This window comes from Oryzomonas rubra (assembly GCF_008369015.1).
GTDB lineage: Bacteria > Desulfobacterota > Desulfuromonadia > Geobacterales > Pseudopelobacteraceae > Oryzomonas > Oryzomonas japonica.
In genome coordinates this window covers 137658-153860 of sequence record NZ_SRSD01000005.1, presented here as the reverse complement: position 1 = coordinate 153860, position 16203 = coordinate 137658, and the positions used below count along the sequence as shown (strand labels likewise).

At 59.9% G+C, this 16203-nt stretch carries 15 protein-coding genes; 8 read left to right on the top strand and 7 right to left on the bottom strand.

What is annotated here, in order from left to right; genetic code table 11:
* The first annotated feature begins 66 nt into the window (after nt 1-66).
* Nucleotides 67-1791, top strand: a complete 1725-nt coding sequence (locus tag ET418_RS09690) for an acyl-CoA carboxylase subunit beta (protein ID WP_149307408.1) — start codon at nt 67-69, stop codon at nt 1789-1791.
* A 33-nt stretch (nt 1792-1824) separates the two neighbouring features.
* Complete coding sequence (locus ET418_RS09685; RefSeq protein WP_149307407.1) at nt 1825-4725, top strand: ATP-binding protein; 2901 nt, start codon at nt 1825-1827, stop codon at nt 4723-4725.
* A 123-nt stretch (nt 4726-4848) separates the two neighbouring features.
* Here the strand turns inward: ET418_RS09685 and ET418_RS09680 are convergent, their stop codons facing one another.
* Nucleotides 4849-5064, bottom strand: a complete 216-nt coding sequence (locus tag ET418_RS09680) for a hypothetical protein (RefSeq protein WP_149307406.1) — start codon at nt 5062-5064, stop codon at nt 4849-4851.
* Nucleotides 5065-5232: 168 nt separating this feature from the next.
* Here ET418_RS09680 and ET418_RS09675 point away from each other — a divergent pair, with 168 nt between their 5' ends.
* The 6 genes from ET418_RS09675 (at nt 5233) to ET418_RS09650 (ending at nt 11739) form a co-directional block, all read left to right on the top strand.
* Nucleotides 5233-6888, top strand: coding sequence for an acyl-CoA mutase large subunit family protein (locus ET418_RS09675; RefSeq protein ID WP_149307405.1), 1656 nt, complete (start codon nt 5233-5235; stop codon nt 6886-6888).
* A gap of 179 nt (nt 6889-7067) precedes the next feature.
* Nucleotides 7068-7472, top strand: coding sequence for a methylmalonyl-CoA epimerase (gene mce / locus ET418_RS09670; RefSeq protein ID WP_149307404.1), 405 nt, complete (start codon nt 7068-7070; stop codon nt 7470-7472).
* 292 nt (nt 7473-7764) lie between these two features.
* Complete coding sequence (gene rplM, locus ET418_RS09665) at nt 7765-8193, top strand: 50S ribosomal protein L13 (protein ID WP_149307403.1); 429 nt, start codon at nt 7765-7767, stop codon at nt 8191-8193.
* Between the two features lie 21 nt (nt 8194-8214).
* The gene (gene rpsI, locus ET418_RS09660) at nt 8215-8607 is read left to right on the top strand and encodes a 30S ribosomal protein S9 (protein WP_149307402.1); all 393 of its coding nucleotides are present in this window, start codon (nt 8215-8217) and stop codon (nt 8605-8607) included.
* Nucleotides 8608-8869: 262 nt separating this feature from the next.
* Nucleotides 8870-9910, top strand: a complete 1041-nt coding sequence (argC, locus tag ET418_RS09655; protein ID WP_149307401.1) for an N-acetyl-gamma-glutamyl-phosphate reductase — start codon at nt 8870-8872, stop codon at nt 9908-9910.
* The gene (locus ET418_RS09650) at nt 9907-11739 is read left to right on the top strand and encodes a YgiQ family radical SAM protein (RefSeq protein WP_149307400.1); all 1833 of its coding nucleotides are present in this window, start codon (nt 9907-9909) and stop codon (nt 11737-11739) included. Before argC ends, ET418_RS09650 begins: the two co-directional genes overlap by 4 nt.
* Nucleotides 11740-11777: 38 nt before the next feature.
* Here the strand turns inward: ET418_RS09650 and ET418_RS09645 are convergent, their stop codons facing one another.
* From ET418_RS09645 to ET418_RS09620, 6 genes are all read right to left on the bottom strand, one after another.
* The gene (locus tag ET418_RS09645) at nt 11778-11981 is read right to left on the bottom strand and encodes a cold-shock protein (RefSeq protein WP_149307399.1); all 204 of its coding nucleotides are present in this window, start codon (nt 11979-11981) and stop codon (nt 11778-11780) included.
* A gap of 217 nt (nt 11982-12198) precedes the next feature.
* A complete protein-coding gene (locus tag ET418_RS09640; protein ID WP_149307398.1) occupies nt 12199-12789 on the bottom strand; it encodes an MlaC/ttg2D family ABC transporter substrate-binding protein in 591 nt (196 codons plus the stop codon).
* 13 nt (nt 12790-12802) lie between these two features.
* On the bottom strand, nt 12803-14185 hold the full coding sequence (locus ET418_RS09635; protein ID WP_149307397.1) for a TolC family protein: 1383 nt from the start codon (nt 14183-14185) through the stop codon (nt 12803-12805).
* A gap of 16 nt (nt 14186-14201) precedes the next feature.
* Nucleotides 14202-14645, bottom strand: coding sequence for an outer membrane lipid asymmetry maintenance protein MlaD (gene mlaD, locus ET418_RS09630; protein ID WP_275937951.1), 444 nt, complete (start codon nt 14643-14645; stop codon nt 14202-14204).
* A 30-nt stretch (nt 14646-14675) separates the two neighbouring features.
* Nucleotides 14676-15422: an ABC transporter ATP-binding protein gene (locus tag ET418_RS09625; RefSeq protein WP_149307395.1), complete on the bottom strand. Its 747-nt coding sequence runs from the start codon at nt 15420-15422 to the stop codon at nt 14676-14678.
* Nucleotides 15419-16189: an MlaE family ABC transporter permease gene (locus ET418_RS09620; RefSeq protein WP_420819518.1), complete on the bottom strand. Its 771-nt coding sequence runs from the start codon at nt 16187-16189 to the stop codon at nt 15419-15421. The genes ET418_RS09625 and ET418_RS09620 overlap by 4 nt, the downstream gene beginning before the upstream one ends.
* Between the last annotated feature and the right edge of the window lie 14 nt (nt 16190-16203).

Here is a 16203-nt window from a genome sequence, read left to right as displayed (position 1 = left end):
AAGATGTGTTTGCTGAATAGAACCTGACGCTGCTAAAAAATCCCCTGTATCGGAAGGATAGCGGAGATGTCCAAGAAAGCGATTAAACCGTCACTGCAAAACCCCTTTGCCCCGCCTGAGGTTGTCAAATTCACGATTCCCGGAGAGATCCCCGGCAAGACCGGCGGTTATGAAGAGGTGATGAAGGAAGGTCATGACCTGATTCATCGCCCCATCAGATCGGTCAAGATCGATCAGATCGAAAAGCAGCACTTCAAAAAGCGGATGACCGTTTGGGAGAGGATCCGCGTCCTTACCGAAAACGAGCCGAATATCCTGTTCCAGAACTGGGGTAAGAACCTGGATGGCGCCTCCCTGGTCACCGGTATCCTCAATATCCGCGGCCGGGATGTGGCGGTCTATGGCCATGACTTCACGGTCCGGGCCGGCTCCATGGACGCCACCAACGGCAACAAGCTGGCCCGCCTGTTCCAGATGGCCGGGGAAAAGGGGATTCCGCTGATCGGCATGAACGACAGCGCCGGCGCCTACGTGCCTGCGGGGGTCGGCGGCCTGGACGGCTATGCCGAGGCCTTTACGGCGCTTCGCAAGATCAGCGGCGTTGTCCCCAGCATCATGTGCATGTTCGGCTTCAATGCCGGCGGCGGCAGCTACCTCCCCCGCCAGGGCAGTTTTGTGATCCAGCCCAACGATACGTTCTTCGGCCTGACCGGTCCCGGCGTCGTCAAGTCGGTCCTGGGAGAGGACGTCACCCCCGAGGAGCTTGGCGGACCCAAGGTGCACAGGCTGTCGGGCGTCGCCGACCTCACCGTGGAGGACGAGGTGGGCGCCCTGAGAAGCGCGCTCCAACTGCTCAATTACCTGCCGGACAACAACAGTGTCCTGGCTCCCTTCCAACAGACGAGCGACCCCCTCGACCGCAAGACCTGGGAGATCAACACGCTCCTGAAAAAGGCCTTCAACTCCCCCACCGGCTTCAATACCCCCTTCGATGTGTCGATCATGATCCAGCAGATCTGCGACCATGGCGACTATTTCGAGATGCAGCGGGATCGGGCGCGCAATGCCATCACCGCCTTTGGCCGCCTGGGGGGCAACGTGGTCGGCTTCGTGGCCAACAACAGCGCCGTGGCCTCCGGCCAGATCGACGTGGATGCGGCCTACAAGATCGCCCGCTTCAACCGTTTCTGCAACATCTACAACATCCCGCTGATCTTCATGGAGGATACCACCGGCTTCCTGCCGGGACGCGAGCAGGAGGCCCGCGGCATTGTGCAGGCCGGCCGCGCCATGCTGGATTCCATCGTGGATATCAGAACGCCGCGCATCCTGCTGATCATCCGCAACGCCTACGGCGGGGCCTATGCCTCCTATAACAACTACCCCACCGGCGCCGATCTGGTGCTGGCGCTGCCGACCACCCGCCTGGCGGTCATGGGGCCGGCCGGCAAGGAGTTCGTCTACAAGGATGAACTCCGCAAGGTGCGCAACGCGGTCGCCGAGCAGGTAAAGCTGGGGACCCAGGAACGGACCGCCGCCGGCATGGAGCCTGGCGAGGCCAAGAAAGAGGCCGAAAAGGATGCGACCGAGTGGCTGAAGGCGCGGGAGGCCGAACTTAACCTCCGGTATGAAAAAGAGCTGATGAACCCCAAAGAAGCGCTCAGTCTGGGCTCCATCTCCTCACTCGTGATGCCCACGGACCTGCGCAAGGTGCTTGGCGAGAACCTGAATTTCTTCCTTCGCCATTACAAGCCTTCTCCAATGCAGGCGGTGCAGCGCGAGTTCCACTAATCTATTTTACGACGAGATTGGAGATAGAGACCCATGTCACAAGCTTCCGATTTTTACCTGAACAACCCCCTGACCCATCGGGCTCGTCGCCTGAGCGGTGCCGCTTCCGAGTGGGTGCGCTCCTTTTCCTGCGAGGACCTGAAGCCGCTCATCGTCTGCCGCGGCCCGATCCGGAAGGAGGCGATGGATGTGTACCAGGAGATGGGCATCACCCACTACGGTATCCTGCTCTCCGAAAAGGATTCCATCGTGTATCCCACCGCCCTGGCCCCCGAACTGCGCCAGCTGACCGATTCCAACCGGGTGCACCGCGTGCCCGACTATACCGGCGCCAGCAAGGAAGAGCGGGTGGAGCGTATCCACCAGATCATCGAGATCGCCCAGGACAACGGTTACGACTCGATCTTTGCCGGTTATGGTTTCATGGCCGAGGATGAGGAGTTCGTTGCCGAGATCGAGAAGGCCGGCCTCACCTTCATCGGTCCCTGCGCAAATACCCAGGCCCGGGCCGGCAAGAAGGACGAAGCCAAACGGACCGCCCTTACGGTGAATGTCAGCGTCACCCCCGGTGTCAACAACGTAACGGCCCTGACCCTGCTCAAGAAGCATCCCACCCGCGAGAAGCTCCTGGCGCTGGTCAAGGCCGAGGGGCTCGTCTGTGACGCCAAGGTGCTCAAGGACGCCAAGGTGTCGCTTGAAGCGTTGGCCGACCATGTTCTGACCGCCTCCTATGCCAAGGGGATCGACCTCTTTACCATCGAGGAACTGTGCGCCCAGGTCCAGAATGAGGTGGCCGAGCTGTTCCGCAACTACCCCCGCAACCGTTTCCGCCTGAAGGCCATCGGCGGCGGCGGCGGCAAGGGACAGCGCATTGTGGGCGCCGCGCTTTTGGCGGCGAAGAATGCCGACGAAAAGGTGATCGCCAAGGCGGCCGCCGAGGCCCCGGCCATGGTCCGGGAGATCCTGAACGAGGTCAAGGCCAACGGCGTCGGCGACAACAAGAACATCCTGATCGAACTCAACATCGAGCAGACCCGCCACAACGAGATCCAGTTGCTGGGCAACGGCGAATGGTGCATCGCCCTGGGCGGGCGTGATTGTTCCCTGCAGATGCATGAACAGAAACTGCTGGAGGTCTCCGTCACCCAGGAAAGCCTGGCTGAGGCCATTGCCAAGGCAAAGGCTGCGGGCAGGAAGGAAGAGGTCGCGGCCCTGGAGAGCGACCTCAAGGTGCTCCAGCGGATGGAGGAGGAATCGGCCCGTTTCGGTCAGGCGGTCGGCCTGGACTCGGCCTCGACCTTCGAGTGCATCGTCGACCGCGACCGTCACTATTTCATGGAGGTGAACACCCGCATCCAGGTGGAACACCGGGTCACGGAACTCTGCTACAGCCTCAAGTTCGTCAATCCCAAGAACAAAAACGACTTCTTTGTCGTCGAATCCCTGGTGGAGGCCATGGCCCTCCTGGCGCGGCACAAGAAGCGCCTCCCCAAGCCGGAGCGGATCGTCCGTTTCAACGCGGCCGTAGAGGCTCGTCTGAACGCCACCGATGCCTCTCTCTCTCCCCACGCCGGCGGCATGATCCGCTACTGGTCGAAGCCGATCGAAGGGGAGATCCGGGACGATCAGGGGATCAGCATGCTGAACCCCGACACCGCCGTCTTCATGAAGTACAAGGTTGCCGGGGCCTATGATTCCAATATTGCCCTCCTGCTGACCAAGGGTGAGGACCGCTTTGCCAGCTACGAGCACCTGTCCGAGGTACTGCGCAGCACCACCCTGCGGGGCAGCGCGCTGGCGACCAATCTTGAGTTCCATTACGGCCTCGTGAACTGGTTTTTGGGCAGGAACGTCATGGCCAAGCCGACCACCCGGTTCGTGGTCCCGTACCTGACCCTGGTCGGAACCCTGAAGGAAGAGGCCAACAGGCTGGACCCGGTGTACGCCTTCCTGCAGATGAAGAAACACTATGACAAGCTCGTCTGCGAACAATACGCCGATCAGCCTGAGGTGTGTGCCCGGGAGCGCAAACACATGTCGGCCCTGCTGGACCGCAAGGGGACCTTGATCACCCGCCCCATGGAGCGCCTCCTGGGTGACCCCCACCTGCTCTCCGGCTGGCTGAGCATGAATACGATCAACTTCCGCATCGAGAAGGGACGCGTCATCTGGCTGCGGAATCCCCTCGGCGTCCTCAACGAAACCTACGAATATATGCACATGTCCTATCGTCCGCACAAACCGGCGGCCGAGATCATCTGGAACCATGACAACGAACTGCTCCAGCAGTCGCTGCATTTCTACCGCACCCTGCGCGAGAAGTTGGGCCTGGCGCGCGACGAATATTTCCAGCTCAACGAACTGCTGAAAAAGGAACAACCCCAGGGCGGCTTTGACGCCGAGGAGTGGGACCAGATCCGTTCAGCCCATTTCGGCTACGAGGCCGGACTCGAACTGCTCGGCATGCTGTTCCTGGTTGGCGGAAACACCCGATTCTGGGATATGCACGTCCAGGACGACCTGGAGATTGTCATTCCCGATTACCTCACCGACCCGGACCTGCAGGCGCGGATGAAAAAGATCCTGGTGCCGCCGCCCGCAACCAAGGCCGATGAAATCGTCGCCGCCTGTGGGGGGATGTACTATGGCCAGGAAGCGCCGGGGCTCCCCATGTTCGTATATGAAGGGATGCATTTCGAGAAGGATCAGCCGCTCTACATCATCGAGGTCATGAAGATGTTCAACACGATCAAGGCGACGTTCTCCGGGACTATCGACAAGATCATCATGGACGGCGGTGACGGGACGATCGTGCAGAAGGGACAACCACTCTTCAAGATCACGCCTGACGAGAAATTCGTCGAGGTAGACCCCAAGGTTCTGGAACGCGAGAAGCGCGAACGGACGGCCGAATACCTGAAGGCGGTCATCTGACCGGCAATCCGGCTCATGGGGTAAGGAACGGCACCAGGACCGGGACCGGCTCTTGATTCCCCGAGATATCAGCGGACCCCGCCTGAAAAGCGGGGTCCGCTGATTTCGTGAACGCACGGGACACTAGAGCCCGGAGGAGTTAGTGTCGTCCCCCTCCACGCACTCCGACTGCGCTTGAAGGAACGACTTTCTATGGGGGTCCTTGACGATCTCGACAGCGCCGTGATTAATCGACCACACGGTCCCGCAGGAGCGGCATTCCATGATCTGCTCGGCGAATCCGTCGGTCTGCAGGTCGATAGCGCTGTAGTCGTAGCTGCTGCATATGGGGCATTTCATGGTCTGTTCCTTTCCGTCGGATACATGAGAACCGTGGCGACAAAGGGGTAGGTGAGGTATGTCTCTAGTATAGCGCCATCCCATGTCTCTGCATGCAAAAATAAAGACATGCTAATCGTGTATATAGGTGGATAGTTCTATCATTTTCAATGGTGAGGAGATCATCACATGAGTATTCCCGAAGACAAGAAGGCGTGGCAGGACGGCGCGGTTGCGAAAAGTATCGCCAAGTCGCCGGAGCGCAAACCGGAGTTCCGCACCAGTTCCAACATTGAAATGGAGCGTTGTTTTACACCGGAATTCGATTACCCCGGCTACGACGAACAGCTCGGGCTCCCCGGCCAGTACCCTTACACCCGTGGCGTGCAGCCGACCATGTACCGCGGCCGTTTCTGGACCATGCGCCAGTATGCCGGTTTCGGCACCGCCAAAGAGTCCAACGAACGCTACAAGTACCTGCTCCAGGCGGGCCAGACAGGCCTGTCCGTCGCCTTCGACCTGCCGACCCAGATGGGCTATGACTCCGATGCGGCCATGGCAGCCGGCGAGGTCGGCAAGGTCGGCGTCGCCATCGACTCCCTGGCCGATATGGAGACCCTCTTCGACGGCATCCCGCTGGACAAGGTCTCCACCTCCATGACCATCAACTCCACCGCCGCCATCCTGCTCTGCATGTATATCGCCGTGGCCGAGAAACAGGGGGTTCCGGCGAACAAAATCTCCGGCACCATCCAGAACGATATCCTCAAGGAGTACATGGCCCGCGGGACCTATATCTACCCTCCGAAAGAGTCCATGCGGATCATCACCGACATCTTCGCCTACTGCAAGGATTACGTGCCCAAGTGGAACACCATCTCCATCTCCGGCTACCATATCCGCGAGGCGGGCTCCAGCGCGGTGCAGGAGGTTGCTTTTACCCTGGCCGACGGTATCGCCTACGTGGAGGCCGCCATCAAGGCCGGGCTGAACGTGGATGAGTTCGCCCCGCGCCTGGCCTTCTTCTTCAACGCCCACAACAACCTGCTGGAGGAGGTGGCCAAGTTCCGCGCCGCCCGCCGTATCTGGGGCAGGATCATGAAGGAACGCTTCGGCGCCAAGGACCCCAAGTCACAGATGCTCCGCTTCCACACCCAGACCGCCGGCTGCACCCTGACCGCCCAGCAGCCGGACAACAATATCATGCGCGTCACGATCCAGGCCCTGGCGGCCGTGCTGGGGGGAACCCAGTCGCTGCACACCAACTCCCGCGACGAGGCCCTGGCCCTGCCGACCGAGGACTCGGTGCGCATCGCCCTGCGCACCCAGCAGGTAATCGCCTACGAATCGGGCGTGGCCGATTCCATCGACCCCCTGGCCGGCTCGTTCCTGGTGGAGTCGCTGACCGACCAGGTGGAAAAGGCGGCCATGGAGTACATCGAGAAGATCGACAAGCTGGGCGGGGCCGTGGAGGCCATCTCCCGCGGTTTCCAGCAGAAGGAGATCCAGGATTCGGCCTATGCCTACCAGAAGGCTATCGAATCCAGCGATATGGTCATCGTGGGGGTCAACAAATTCACCGTCCAGGAACCACCGCCCACCGGCCTGCTCAAGGTTAAGGAGGAGGTGGAGATCTCCCAGAAACAGAGTCTGGGCGCAGTGAAGGCCGGACGGGACGCCGCGGCGGTGCAGGCGGCCCTGAGTGCCTTGGAAACGGCCGCCAAGGGGGATGACAATCTCATGCCTCATATCCTGAAGGCGGTCAAGTCCTACGCGACCTTGGGCGAGATCGCGGATGTCTTTAGGGAGGTGTTCGGCAAACACCACGAGACCGTGGTACTGTAGAAAGTTGTTGAAAAACAGCCATCAGGCCTTCGTCCTCGAAAATCCCTTGTGCGGCGTAGCGCCCGGCCTTCGCAGCCAAAGCTGCTTCGGCGGAGTAGGCCTGCTACGCCTCCGCGGGGTTTTTCTGCGGGTGCGACGATCTGACTATTTTTGAACAACCTGTTAGAAAGGGGGGTACCATGCTGACCAGGATTAATCATATCGGCATTGCCGTGCGGTCCCTCGATGAGTCCCTGTCGTTCTACCGGGACAATCTGGGGATGGCCTTTGCGGGCATCGAAGAGGTCGCCGAACAAAAGGTGCGGGTCGCCATGCTGCAGGTGGGCGAATCCAAGATCGAACTCCTGGAGCCGACCAGCGAGGACAGCCCGGTGGCCAAGTTTCTGGAAAAGAACGGCCCCGGCATCCATCACCTGGCATACGAGGTGGAGGATATCGAGGCCGCCATCGCCCGGCTGCTGGCCGACGGGGCGCGGATGATCGACGAGAGGCCGCGCACTGGCGCCCATGGGACGCGGATCGCTTTCGTGCATCCCAAAAGCAGTAACGGCGTCCTGACGGAGTTGTGCCAGTCAGGTTGCTGAAAATCTACTGCGGGACTGGTCTGCGGCGTTGCCGCTCGCTCAAGGACTCAGCGTACCGAGGGGTACGCCTCGCCCTCTCGCTCGCTTGCGCCTTGCATACCAGTCTCCTCGCGACGATTTTCAGCAACCTGCGGGCACAGACTGCTGAAATCCCAAATTCAACCACCTATGATTCAAAATAATCAACTTAGTTGATTTTTGTGTTGACAGACCACCATTCTTTAAGTAAGTTACATCTCTTCGAAAAAACCATGGTCTGTCTCTAACAGATCGTGCAGCATGTGAGGAAGCTATGAAAACCGAAGTTGCAAAAGCGGAAGACGTAAAACGTGATTGGTATGTTGTGGACGCGCAGGATGTCGTGTTGGGACGCCTTGCCACCCGGATAGCCAATGTGTTGCGCGGCAAGAACAAGGCCATTTTTACCCCCAGCGTGGACACCGGTGATTTCGTCATCGTGGTGAACGCCGAGAAGATCGCACTGACCGGCCGCAAGCTGGATGGCAAGGTCTACTACAGTCATACCGGTTTCCCGGGTGGACTGAAAGAGATCACTGCCGGCAAGCTTCTGGAGAAAAGACCGGAAGACCTCATCCGCAAGGCTGTCAAGGGCATGCTCCCCAAGAACAAACTTGCCCGGCACATGCTCAAGAAGCTCAAGGTCTATGCAGGCGCCAGCCATCCCCACGACGCCCAGCAGCCTAAGAACCTGGCATTTTAATACTCTGAGGAGATACACGATATGGCAGCAGTCAGCTATTATGGTACAGGAAAACGCAAGAGCTCGATAGCCCGCGTATGGCTCAAGCCGGGCGCCGGCAAGATCACGGTCAACGACAAGACCCTCGACGAGTATTTCGGCCGCGAGACCTCCAAGATGGTCGTGCGTCAGCCGTTGGAGCTGGTCGAGAAGGTCGGCGTGTACGATATCTACGTAACGGTTCAGGGGGGCGGCGACTCCGGTCAGGCCGGCGCCATCAAGCACGGCATCACCAAGGCCCTGCTGGAAACCGACGCCGAATTGCGCGGCGTGCTCAAGAAGGCTGGTTTCATTACCCGTGATTCCCGCGTGAAAGAGCGTAAGAAATACGGTAGAGCCGCAGCCCGCGCACGGTTCCAGTTCTCCAAGCGTTAATCGCTGGATTACACCGCACTGGTATGGTAGAAGGGGAAATCCGCAAGGGTTTCCCCTTTTTTGCTTTTTTCAGGAACAAAGATCGTTATGAGAGAAACCGATCTATTGCGAAAATAGCCAGAGAACTGAGGAGGCTACCACCCCCGGCCCCTCCTGAACCAGGAGGGGAGAAAAACGCCCAGACATTCCCCCTCCTTGATGAGGAGGGGGGTAGGGGGTGGTCAATCCCCGTAAAAACCATTACGTTTTGTGGAGGTTTGCCATGTTGAACGTCGCCATTGTTGGAGCCAGCGGTTACACCGGCCTGGAGTTGATCCGCATCCTGCACTGTCATCCCGAGGTCGCGGTGACCTGCCTGACCTCCGAGCAGAGCGCCGGGAAGCGGGTCTCCGATGTGTTTCCCACCCTGCGGGGGCGCTGCGATCTGGTGCTTGAGAATCTGGAGCCGGTACGGGTTGCGGAAAAAGCCGACGTCATCTTCACGGCCCTGCCCCACAAGGCGGCCATGGAGGTGGTACCCACCTTCCTGAAGCTGGGGAAAACGGTGATCGACTTGTCGGCCGACTACCGGCTCTCCGACCCGGACGTCTATGGGGCCTGGTATGAAAAACACCTCAACCCGGCCAACCTGAAAAAGGCGGTCTACGGCCTGCCGGAGATCAGGCGGGCCAAGATCAAGGGGGCCCGGCTGGTGGCCAACCCCGGTTGTTACCCCACCAGCATCATCCTCGGCCTGGCACCGCTGCTGAAAAAGGGGCTGATCGACCCGCACAGCATCATCGCCGATTCCGCCTCGGGCACAAGCGGCGCCGGCAGGTCGGCCAAGGTCGACGGCCTGTACTGCGAGGTCAACGAAGGCTTCAAGGCCTACGGCGTCGGCGGGGCTCACCGGCATACGCCAGAGATCGAGCAGGAGTTGTCGCTGTTGGCCGGGGCCGGCCTCAAAATCACCTTTACGCCGCATCTGGTCCCCATGGACCGGGGGATACTCTCCACCATATACGCGACCCCGGCAAAAGAGGCGACAACCGAAAAGCTGGTTGCCCTCTACGAGGAGTTCTATAGAGGCGAGCCCTTCGTGCGGGTGCTTCCCCAGGGGAGTCTTCCCTCGACCGCTTTCGTGCGCGGTTCCAACTTCTGCGATATCGCACCCCTGGTTGACGGCCGCACCGGGCGGGTCATCGTGGTTTCGGCCATCGACAATCTGGTCAAAGGGGCCTCGGGCCAAGCGGTGCAGAACATGAATCTCGCCTGCGGATTCCCGGAGACCTTGGGCCTGGACGGCCTGGCGCTCTTCCCGTGACCGGACACCTGCCCATACACCTCGCTGAAGCGAGGGCCAGGGGGTGGAACGAGCTGGACGTCGTCTTTGTCAGCGGGGACGCCTACATCGACCACCCGGCCTTCGGGATTCCGCTCTTGGCCCGCTGGCTGGAGGCCCACGGTTTCCGGGTGGGAATCATCCCCCAGCCGGACTGGCGTTCAAAGGAACCCTTCATGGCGCTGGGGCGCCCGCGGCTTTTCTTTGCTGTATCGGCCGGCGCCATGGATTCCATGGTGGCACACTATACGCCGGCGCGCAAGCTGCGCCACGATGATGCCTACACCCCGGGTAACCGCCATGGGGCCCGCCCCAACCGCGCCACCATCATCTATACCTCGCGGCTGAAAGAGGCCTACAAGGACGTGCCGGTGGTCATCGGCGGTATCGAGGCCTCCCTGCGCCGTTTTGCCCACTACGACTATTGGGAGAACAAGGTGCGCCGCTCTATTCTCCTGGACGCCAAGGCCGACCTGCTGATCTACGGCATGGGGGAAGCGCCCCTGCTGGAATTGGCCCGGCGCATGGCAGGGGGGGAGCCGTTTGCGGAGATACGCAACCTGCGGGGCACCTGCCGTGTCGGGCGGGGGGCTGAAGACGGCCCGACAGATCCCGAGAAGGGGAGTGTGTCCATCCCCTCCTTTGACGATGTGAGCGTTGACAAGAAAAAGTTCGCCGAGGCGTTCCGCCTGGCCTACCGGGAGCAAAACCCCTTCTCCGCCCGGACGGTTGTCCAGCCCCACGGCGACCGTCTGCTGGTGTGCAATCCGCCGGCCCTCCCCCTGAACCAGACGGAGATGGATAAGGTCTATGCGCTCCCCTATGAAAAGACGCCCCATCCCTCCTACCGGGAGCAGATACCGGCCTGGGAGCAGATCAAGACCTCCATCACCAGCCATCGGGGCTGTTTCGGCGGTTGCGCGTTCTGCGCCATCGCCATGCACCAGGGCAAGGTGATCCAGTCCCGCAGCGAGGCCTCCATCATCGCCGAGGTGGACGCCCTGGCCCGCCAGGGGTGGTTCCGGGGCAGCATCAGCGACGTGGGTGGGCCGACCGCCAATATGTACGGTCTGGTCTGCAAAAATCCCGAAGCCATGCGGGTTTGTCGCCGGGAGAGTTGTATTTTCCCCGCCATCTGCGCCCATCTGGATACGACCGACAAGCGTGCCGTCGCCCTCTTGCAGCGGGTACGGAACCGGCAGGGGGTCAAACACGTAGCGGTCTCGTCGGGGGTGCGCTACGACCTCATGGAACGGCAACCGGGCTATTTCCGCGAACTTGTGGGACATCACGTGAGCGGCCTGCTCAAGATCGCCCCCGAGCATCTTGCGGAGCATGTCACTGGCCTGATGCGCAAGCCGGGGAGGAAGGCCTTCGAACGTTTCCTCGCCCGTTTCCGCGAGGAGAGCATTCGCCTCGGCAAACGGCAGCACCTCATACCCTACCTGATCTCGGGCCACCCCGGCTCTACCGTGGCGGATATGTTGGATCTGGCCCTGGCGCTCAAAAAGCTGGGGCTGACCGTCGAACAGGTTCAGGATTTCACCCCCACGCCGGGAACCCTCTCCACCTGCATGTACTACACCGGCATCGATCCGGAAAACGGCAAACGGGTGTATGTTCCGGCCAGCGACCGGGAGAAGGGGCAGCAGAAGGCGCTCTTGCTGTGGCACCAGCCGGACGAGCGGAACAAGGTGCTGGAAACGCTCAGGGAGATGGGACGTGAAGATGCGGCGGTGATGTTGGGCGTAGCGGGCAAGATGACGGTCCGGCCGTCTGTTGCGAAGCCAAGGACAAAAAAAACCCGCTGAGGTAGCAGCGGGTTTTTGGTGTTCATAGGTGGCTTAACTTACTTGATTTTGTTGACGTTGGAAGCCTGGAGGCCCTTGGGACCCTGGGTGATGTCGAAGGTGACCGCGTCGCCTTCAGCGAGGGATTTGAAGCCGTCGCCTGCGATGGCGGAAAAATGTACGAATACGTCCTCGCCGCCTTCCTGCTCGATAAAGCCGAAACCTTTGGTGTCGTTAAACCACTTAACCTTGCCCTGTGCCATTTTCCTACCTCCTTTTTTCTCCGGACCGTCGCCGGAACAGATGGGTTACCGCTTAAGTTTCCGGAGTCTTTGATGCAGGAAAACCGCCAAGCTTGGTAAAACTTGCTGCTGCAACGTTCTGCAAAAACTTCCGAAACTTGCTGCCCGTGTCGTTTATCATAGACACAAAGCGCGTGTCAAGAACTTTTAACGATAAAATTCGTGCCTTGTTACGCTGTTACGGGGCTTTCAGTTCATCGGTTTTCGTCTTGAGTTTTTTTACCAGTTCATTGTAGCCGTTGGTGGTGATGATCTTGTTGAACTGGGTGCGGTAGTTGGAGACCAGGCTGACCCCCTCGATGACCACGTCGTACACCATCCACTTGCCGTTCTCTTTGATCAGGCGGTAGTCCAGTGAGTATTCGTCGCGTTTCGGGGTGATCACCTTGGACCTGACCTCGGCATGGTCCCCGTCGACGGTTTCCTTCAGGTACATGATCTTTTCGTTGTTGTAGGACTCGATCTTGCCGGCATAGGAGTTTTCCAGGAGCGAGGCGAAGAGGTCGGTAAACTGCCTGCGTTCCGCCTGACTACGCTGGTTCCAATGCTTGCCGAGGGAGCGTTTCGCCATCTCGGAATAGTCGAAGATAACGCTGATGGTCTTCTTGAGGGCCTGACGCCTCTGTTGGTCATGTTTCTTCAGGTTTTTGTCGGAGACGACGCGGACCACCTCGTCCACGGTCTTTTTCACATCGTCGGTCACCCCGGCAAAGGCGTTGCTTGCCAGAAACAGCCCGGTGATGACAGCTATTGCGTAACGTTTCAACATCGCTTCCTCCCGCTTATTTGGCGCCGTCCAGGGGTGCTTCGCCGACGGCATAATCCAGGTTGGCCCTGGCAATCTTGTAGTTGTAGATGGACTGGAAGTAGGCGGCGCGCATGCGGGCGTAGGCCTGCAGGGCATCGAATATCTCCTTGGCCGGGCCGACACCGAAATCGAAGTTGGCCAGGGCTGCCACCGCCCATTTCTTCCCGTTGGAGTAGGCCGATTGGGTTGCCGTAACGCTCTGTTCGGCCTCCTTCAGGTCCAGGTAGAACTTTTTGATCTGCAACGGGATATTGGCGTCGGCAAACTCCTTGGTGCTGAGCAGCCGGTTATACTGGGCCTGCTCGCCGGCCACCTTGGCGCCGGTGATGCCGAAATCCAGTTTCCAGCGTAGCCCCAGGGCGGCCCCGCCGTAAAAATGCTTGTACTGGTCGGTAATATAGGGGTTGTTGATGCGGTCCCGGTCATCGGCGTAGGCCCAGGAGACAAGGCCGCCCAGGAAGACATCGGGATAGTAGTTGGCCTTCGCCGCCTCGACCAGCGCTGCCCGGGCCTTGATGCCCTCCGCTATCTGGCGGAATTCGGGGCGCCGCAAACGCGCCCTGTCGACAAAGGCGTCATAGGAGGGGACCGCCTCCTCGTCCATGGTCAGCCGTTCGCTGCCGATGTCCAACGGGGCCGCGGCGGGGAGCCCGAGGCGCGTCTTGAGCGCCGCCAGGGCCAGCTTTTCTCCCTTTCGGGCCTCTTCCAACAGTTTGGCGACCTCACCGGAAAAGGCGTCCAGTTTGTAGATATCGATCTGGTCGACCGATTCGGAACCGTCGTCCAGAAGTTTTTGCGCCTTTTTCCGCGCCGATGCCAAGTCTTCCTGGACCTCGAGCACCACCTCTTTCAGTTCCCGGGCCAACATCAGGCCGTAATAGTACTCCCGCACCTTGAGGGTTATCTCGTTGGCCCGCTGCTCCTTGCGGGAACGGTCCACCTCGATGCCGTGGGTGGCGGCCTTCATGTTCTCCGAGATCTTGCCGAAGGTGTAGAGCGGCTGGATCAGCGTGGCGTCGGCGCTGGTAAACCAGGTGAGCTTGCTGAGCCTGGTACTCCTGTCGGTGGCGATCGTGGGGGTGATGTCCTGGGCCCGGGCCTGGGGTGCCGGGCCGAACAGGCTCATGACCTCTACCTGGGGATAACGGTAGGATTTGGCTTCATCCAGCTTGCTGGCGGTCTGCTCGATATCGGCCTGGGCCTCGCCCAGTTCCGGCGCTGCTTTCAAGGCCATGCGGATGCAGTCGTTCAGCCCCAGCACCAGCTTTCCCTGGGGGGCCTCTTCTGCTGCGTGGCTGCTGGAAAGGGGGCCAAAGAGCATTCCGGTGATCAAAAACGATGTGAAGAGCGATTTCATGGTGCTTTCCCTTGGATCATACCTTTCCGTGGATGAACTTGCTGACCAGTTCTTCTATGTCGATGGCAGATTCAGTCTCGCGGATCGTGTCGTTGTTCTTGAGAAAGTGGTCGGAGCCGCCCGGTTTGAGCTTGATGAACTTGTCGCCGATGATGCCGCTGGTGCGGACGGAGGCGATGACGTCGTCGCCGATCCTGGTGCCGCTCTTGATCTTGAGGTAGGCCAGGGCCTGGTCCCATCCCTTGGGATCAAGCTCGATGCGGTCAACCTTGCCGACCTCCACGCCGGCGATCTCCACCCGCGCGCCCTGTTTCAGCCCCGACACCGAGTCGAATTTGGCCGAAACCGTGTAGTAGTCGCCTCCCATCAGTTCCATCTTGCCGAGCTTGACGGAGAGGTAGCCCAGGCAGAGTATGCCGATGATCATGAATGCGCCGACCATCATTTCCAATTTTGCCATGTTCATGATTCCTGCTTCCTCGTTATATTTTTACACCATATGAATGGGGCCGTCCAGGCTTCCGCTGATAAACTGTCGGACGACCGGGTGGGTCGAATTCTGGATCTCGTCCGGCGTCCCGTGCTGGAGGATCTTTCCCTGGTAGAGCATGGCCACGTTCTGAGCGATATCGAAGATCTCCGGTATTTCATGGGAAACGATCACCGCCGTAAAGCCGAATTTGGCATGGGTCTCGCGGATCAGGTGGTGAATGGCCCGTTTGATGACCGGATCGAGCCCGGTGGTCGGCTCGTCGAAGAGGATGATCTTGGGGTTGAGAACCACCGCCCGCGCCAGTCCGACCCGTTTCTTCATCCCGCCGGAGAGTTCGTCCGGGAACTTGTTTTCCACGTTCTTGAGCCCCACGTCCTCCAGGGCCGAAAGCACCCGCCGGCGGATCTCGTCCCCGGACAACTTCGTTTTCTCCTGGAGCGGGAAGGCCACATTCTCAAACACGCTCATGGAATCGAACAGGGCCGCATTCTGGAACAGCATGCCGAACTTTTCCCGGATACGGTTCAACTGGGAACGCCGCAATCCCTGGATGTTCTCGCCGTCCACCTCGATGCTGCCGCTATCCGGCTGCAGGAGGCCGATGATATGCTTGAGCAGAACGCTCTTGCCCTCGCCGCTGGGGCCGATGATGGCCGTAATCATGCCCTCGGGGATCTCAAGGTCGAGGCCGTTGAGAACCTTCTGGGTGCCAAAGGATTTATGTACGTCGGTCAGTTTGATCATAAGAGTATTGAGGTCAGGAAATAGTCCCACACCAGGATGATGACGGAGGTAAGCACGACCGATTCCGTCGTGGCCCGGGATACGCCCTCGGCGCCATGGCCGCTGAAATAGCCCTTGTAGCAGCCGATCCAGGCAATGATAATCCCGAACGAGAATGATTTGACGATGCCTGAGTAGACATCGCGCCATTCCACCGATTTCTCCATCTCGTAAAAATAGGCACCGGGATTGACGCCCAGCAATTTGACCCCCACCAGCCAGCCGCCGTAGATGCCGACGACATCGAAGAGCGCGCACAACAGCGGCAGCGAGATCATGGCGGCGATGAACTTCGGGGTAATCAGGTACTTGAAGGGGTCCAGCGCCATGGTTTCCATGGCATCGATCTGCTCGCTGATGCGCATGATGCCGATCTCGGCGGTAATGGCGCTGCCCGCCCGGCCGGTCACCATCAGGGCCGCCAGCACCGGGCCCAGTTCGCGGATCAGGGAGAGGGCCACGGCGGTCCCCAACATCCCCTCGGAACCGAATTTTGCCAGGGTGTAATAGCCCTGCAGACCCAGGACCATCCCGGTGAAGGCGGCGGTCAGCACGATGACGAACAGCGACTTGGTGCCGATGAAGCGCATCTGTTTGAGTATGTAACGGGGACGGCCCGGCCGGCGGGCAATCATATAGAGGGAATACAGGATGAACCATCCCATCCTCCCCAGGTCCCGCACATGTTTTATTGTTATCTGGCCTAAGGCCTGAACCGGACTGAACACGCCACACATCCTCT

What these genes read in the sequence shown, in the direction of transcription:
- ET418_RS09690 (WP_149307408.1), top strand. Translation starts at nt 67, where the DNA reads ATGTCCAAGAAAGCGATTAAACCGTCACTGCAAAACCCCTTTGCCCCG.
- ET418_RS09685 (WP_149307407.1), top strand. Translation starts at nt 1,825, where the DNA reads ATGTCACAAGCTTCCGATTTTTACCTGAACAACCCCCTGACCCATCGG.
- ET418_RS09680 (WP_149307406.1), bottom strand. Translation starts at nt 5,064, where the DNA reads ATGAAATGCCCCATATGCAGCAGCTACGACTACAGCGCTATCGACCTG.
- ET418_RS09675 (WP_149307405.1), top strand. Translation starts at nt 5,233, where the DNA reads ATGAGTATTCCCGAAGACAAGAAGGCGTGGCAGGACGGCGCGGTTGCG.
- mce (WP_149307404.1), top strand. Translation starts at nt 7,068, where the DNA reads ATGCTGACCAGGATTAATCATATCGGCATTGCCGTGCGGTCCCTCGAT.
- rplM (WP_149307403.1), top strand. Translation starts at nt 7,765, where the DNA reads ATGAAAACCGAAGTTGCAAAAGCGGAAGACGTAAAACGTGATTGGTAT.
- rpsI (WP_149307402.1), top strand. Translation starts at nt 8,215, where the DNA reads ATGGCAGCAGTCAGCTATTATGGTACAGGAAAACGCAAGAGCTCGATA.
- argC (WP_149307401.1), top strand. Translation starts at nt 8,870, where the DNA reads ATGTTGAACGTCGCCATTGTTGGAGCCAGCGGTTACACCGGCCTGGAG.
- ET418_RS09645 (WP_149307399.1), bottom strand. Translation starts at nt 11,981, where the DNA reads ATGGCACAGGGCAAGGTTAAGTGGTTTAACGACACCAAAGGTTTCGGC.
- ET418_RS09640 (WP_149307398.1), bottom strand. Translation starts at nt 12,789, where the DNA reads ATGTTGAAACGTTACGCAATAGCTGTCATCACCGGGCTGTTTCTGGCA.
- ET418_RS09635 (WP_149307397.1), bottom strand. Translation starts at nt 14,185, where the DNA reads ATGAAATCGCTCTTCACATCGTTTTTGATCACCGGAATGCTCTTTGGC.
- mlaD (WP_275937951.1), bottom strand. Translation starts at nt 14,645, where the DNA reads ATGGCAAAATTGGAAATGATGGTCGGCGCATTCATGATCATCGGCATA.
- ET418_RS09625 (WP_149307395.1), bottom strand. Translation starts at nt 15,422, where the DNA reads ATGATCAAACTGACCGACGTACATAAATCCTTTGGCACCCAGAAGGTT.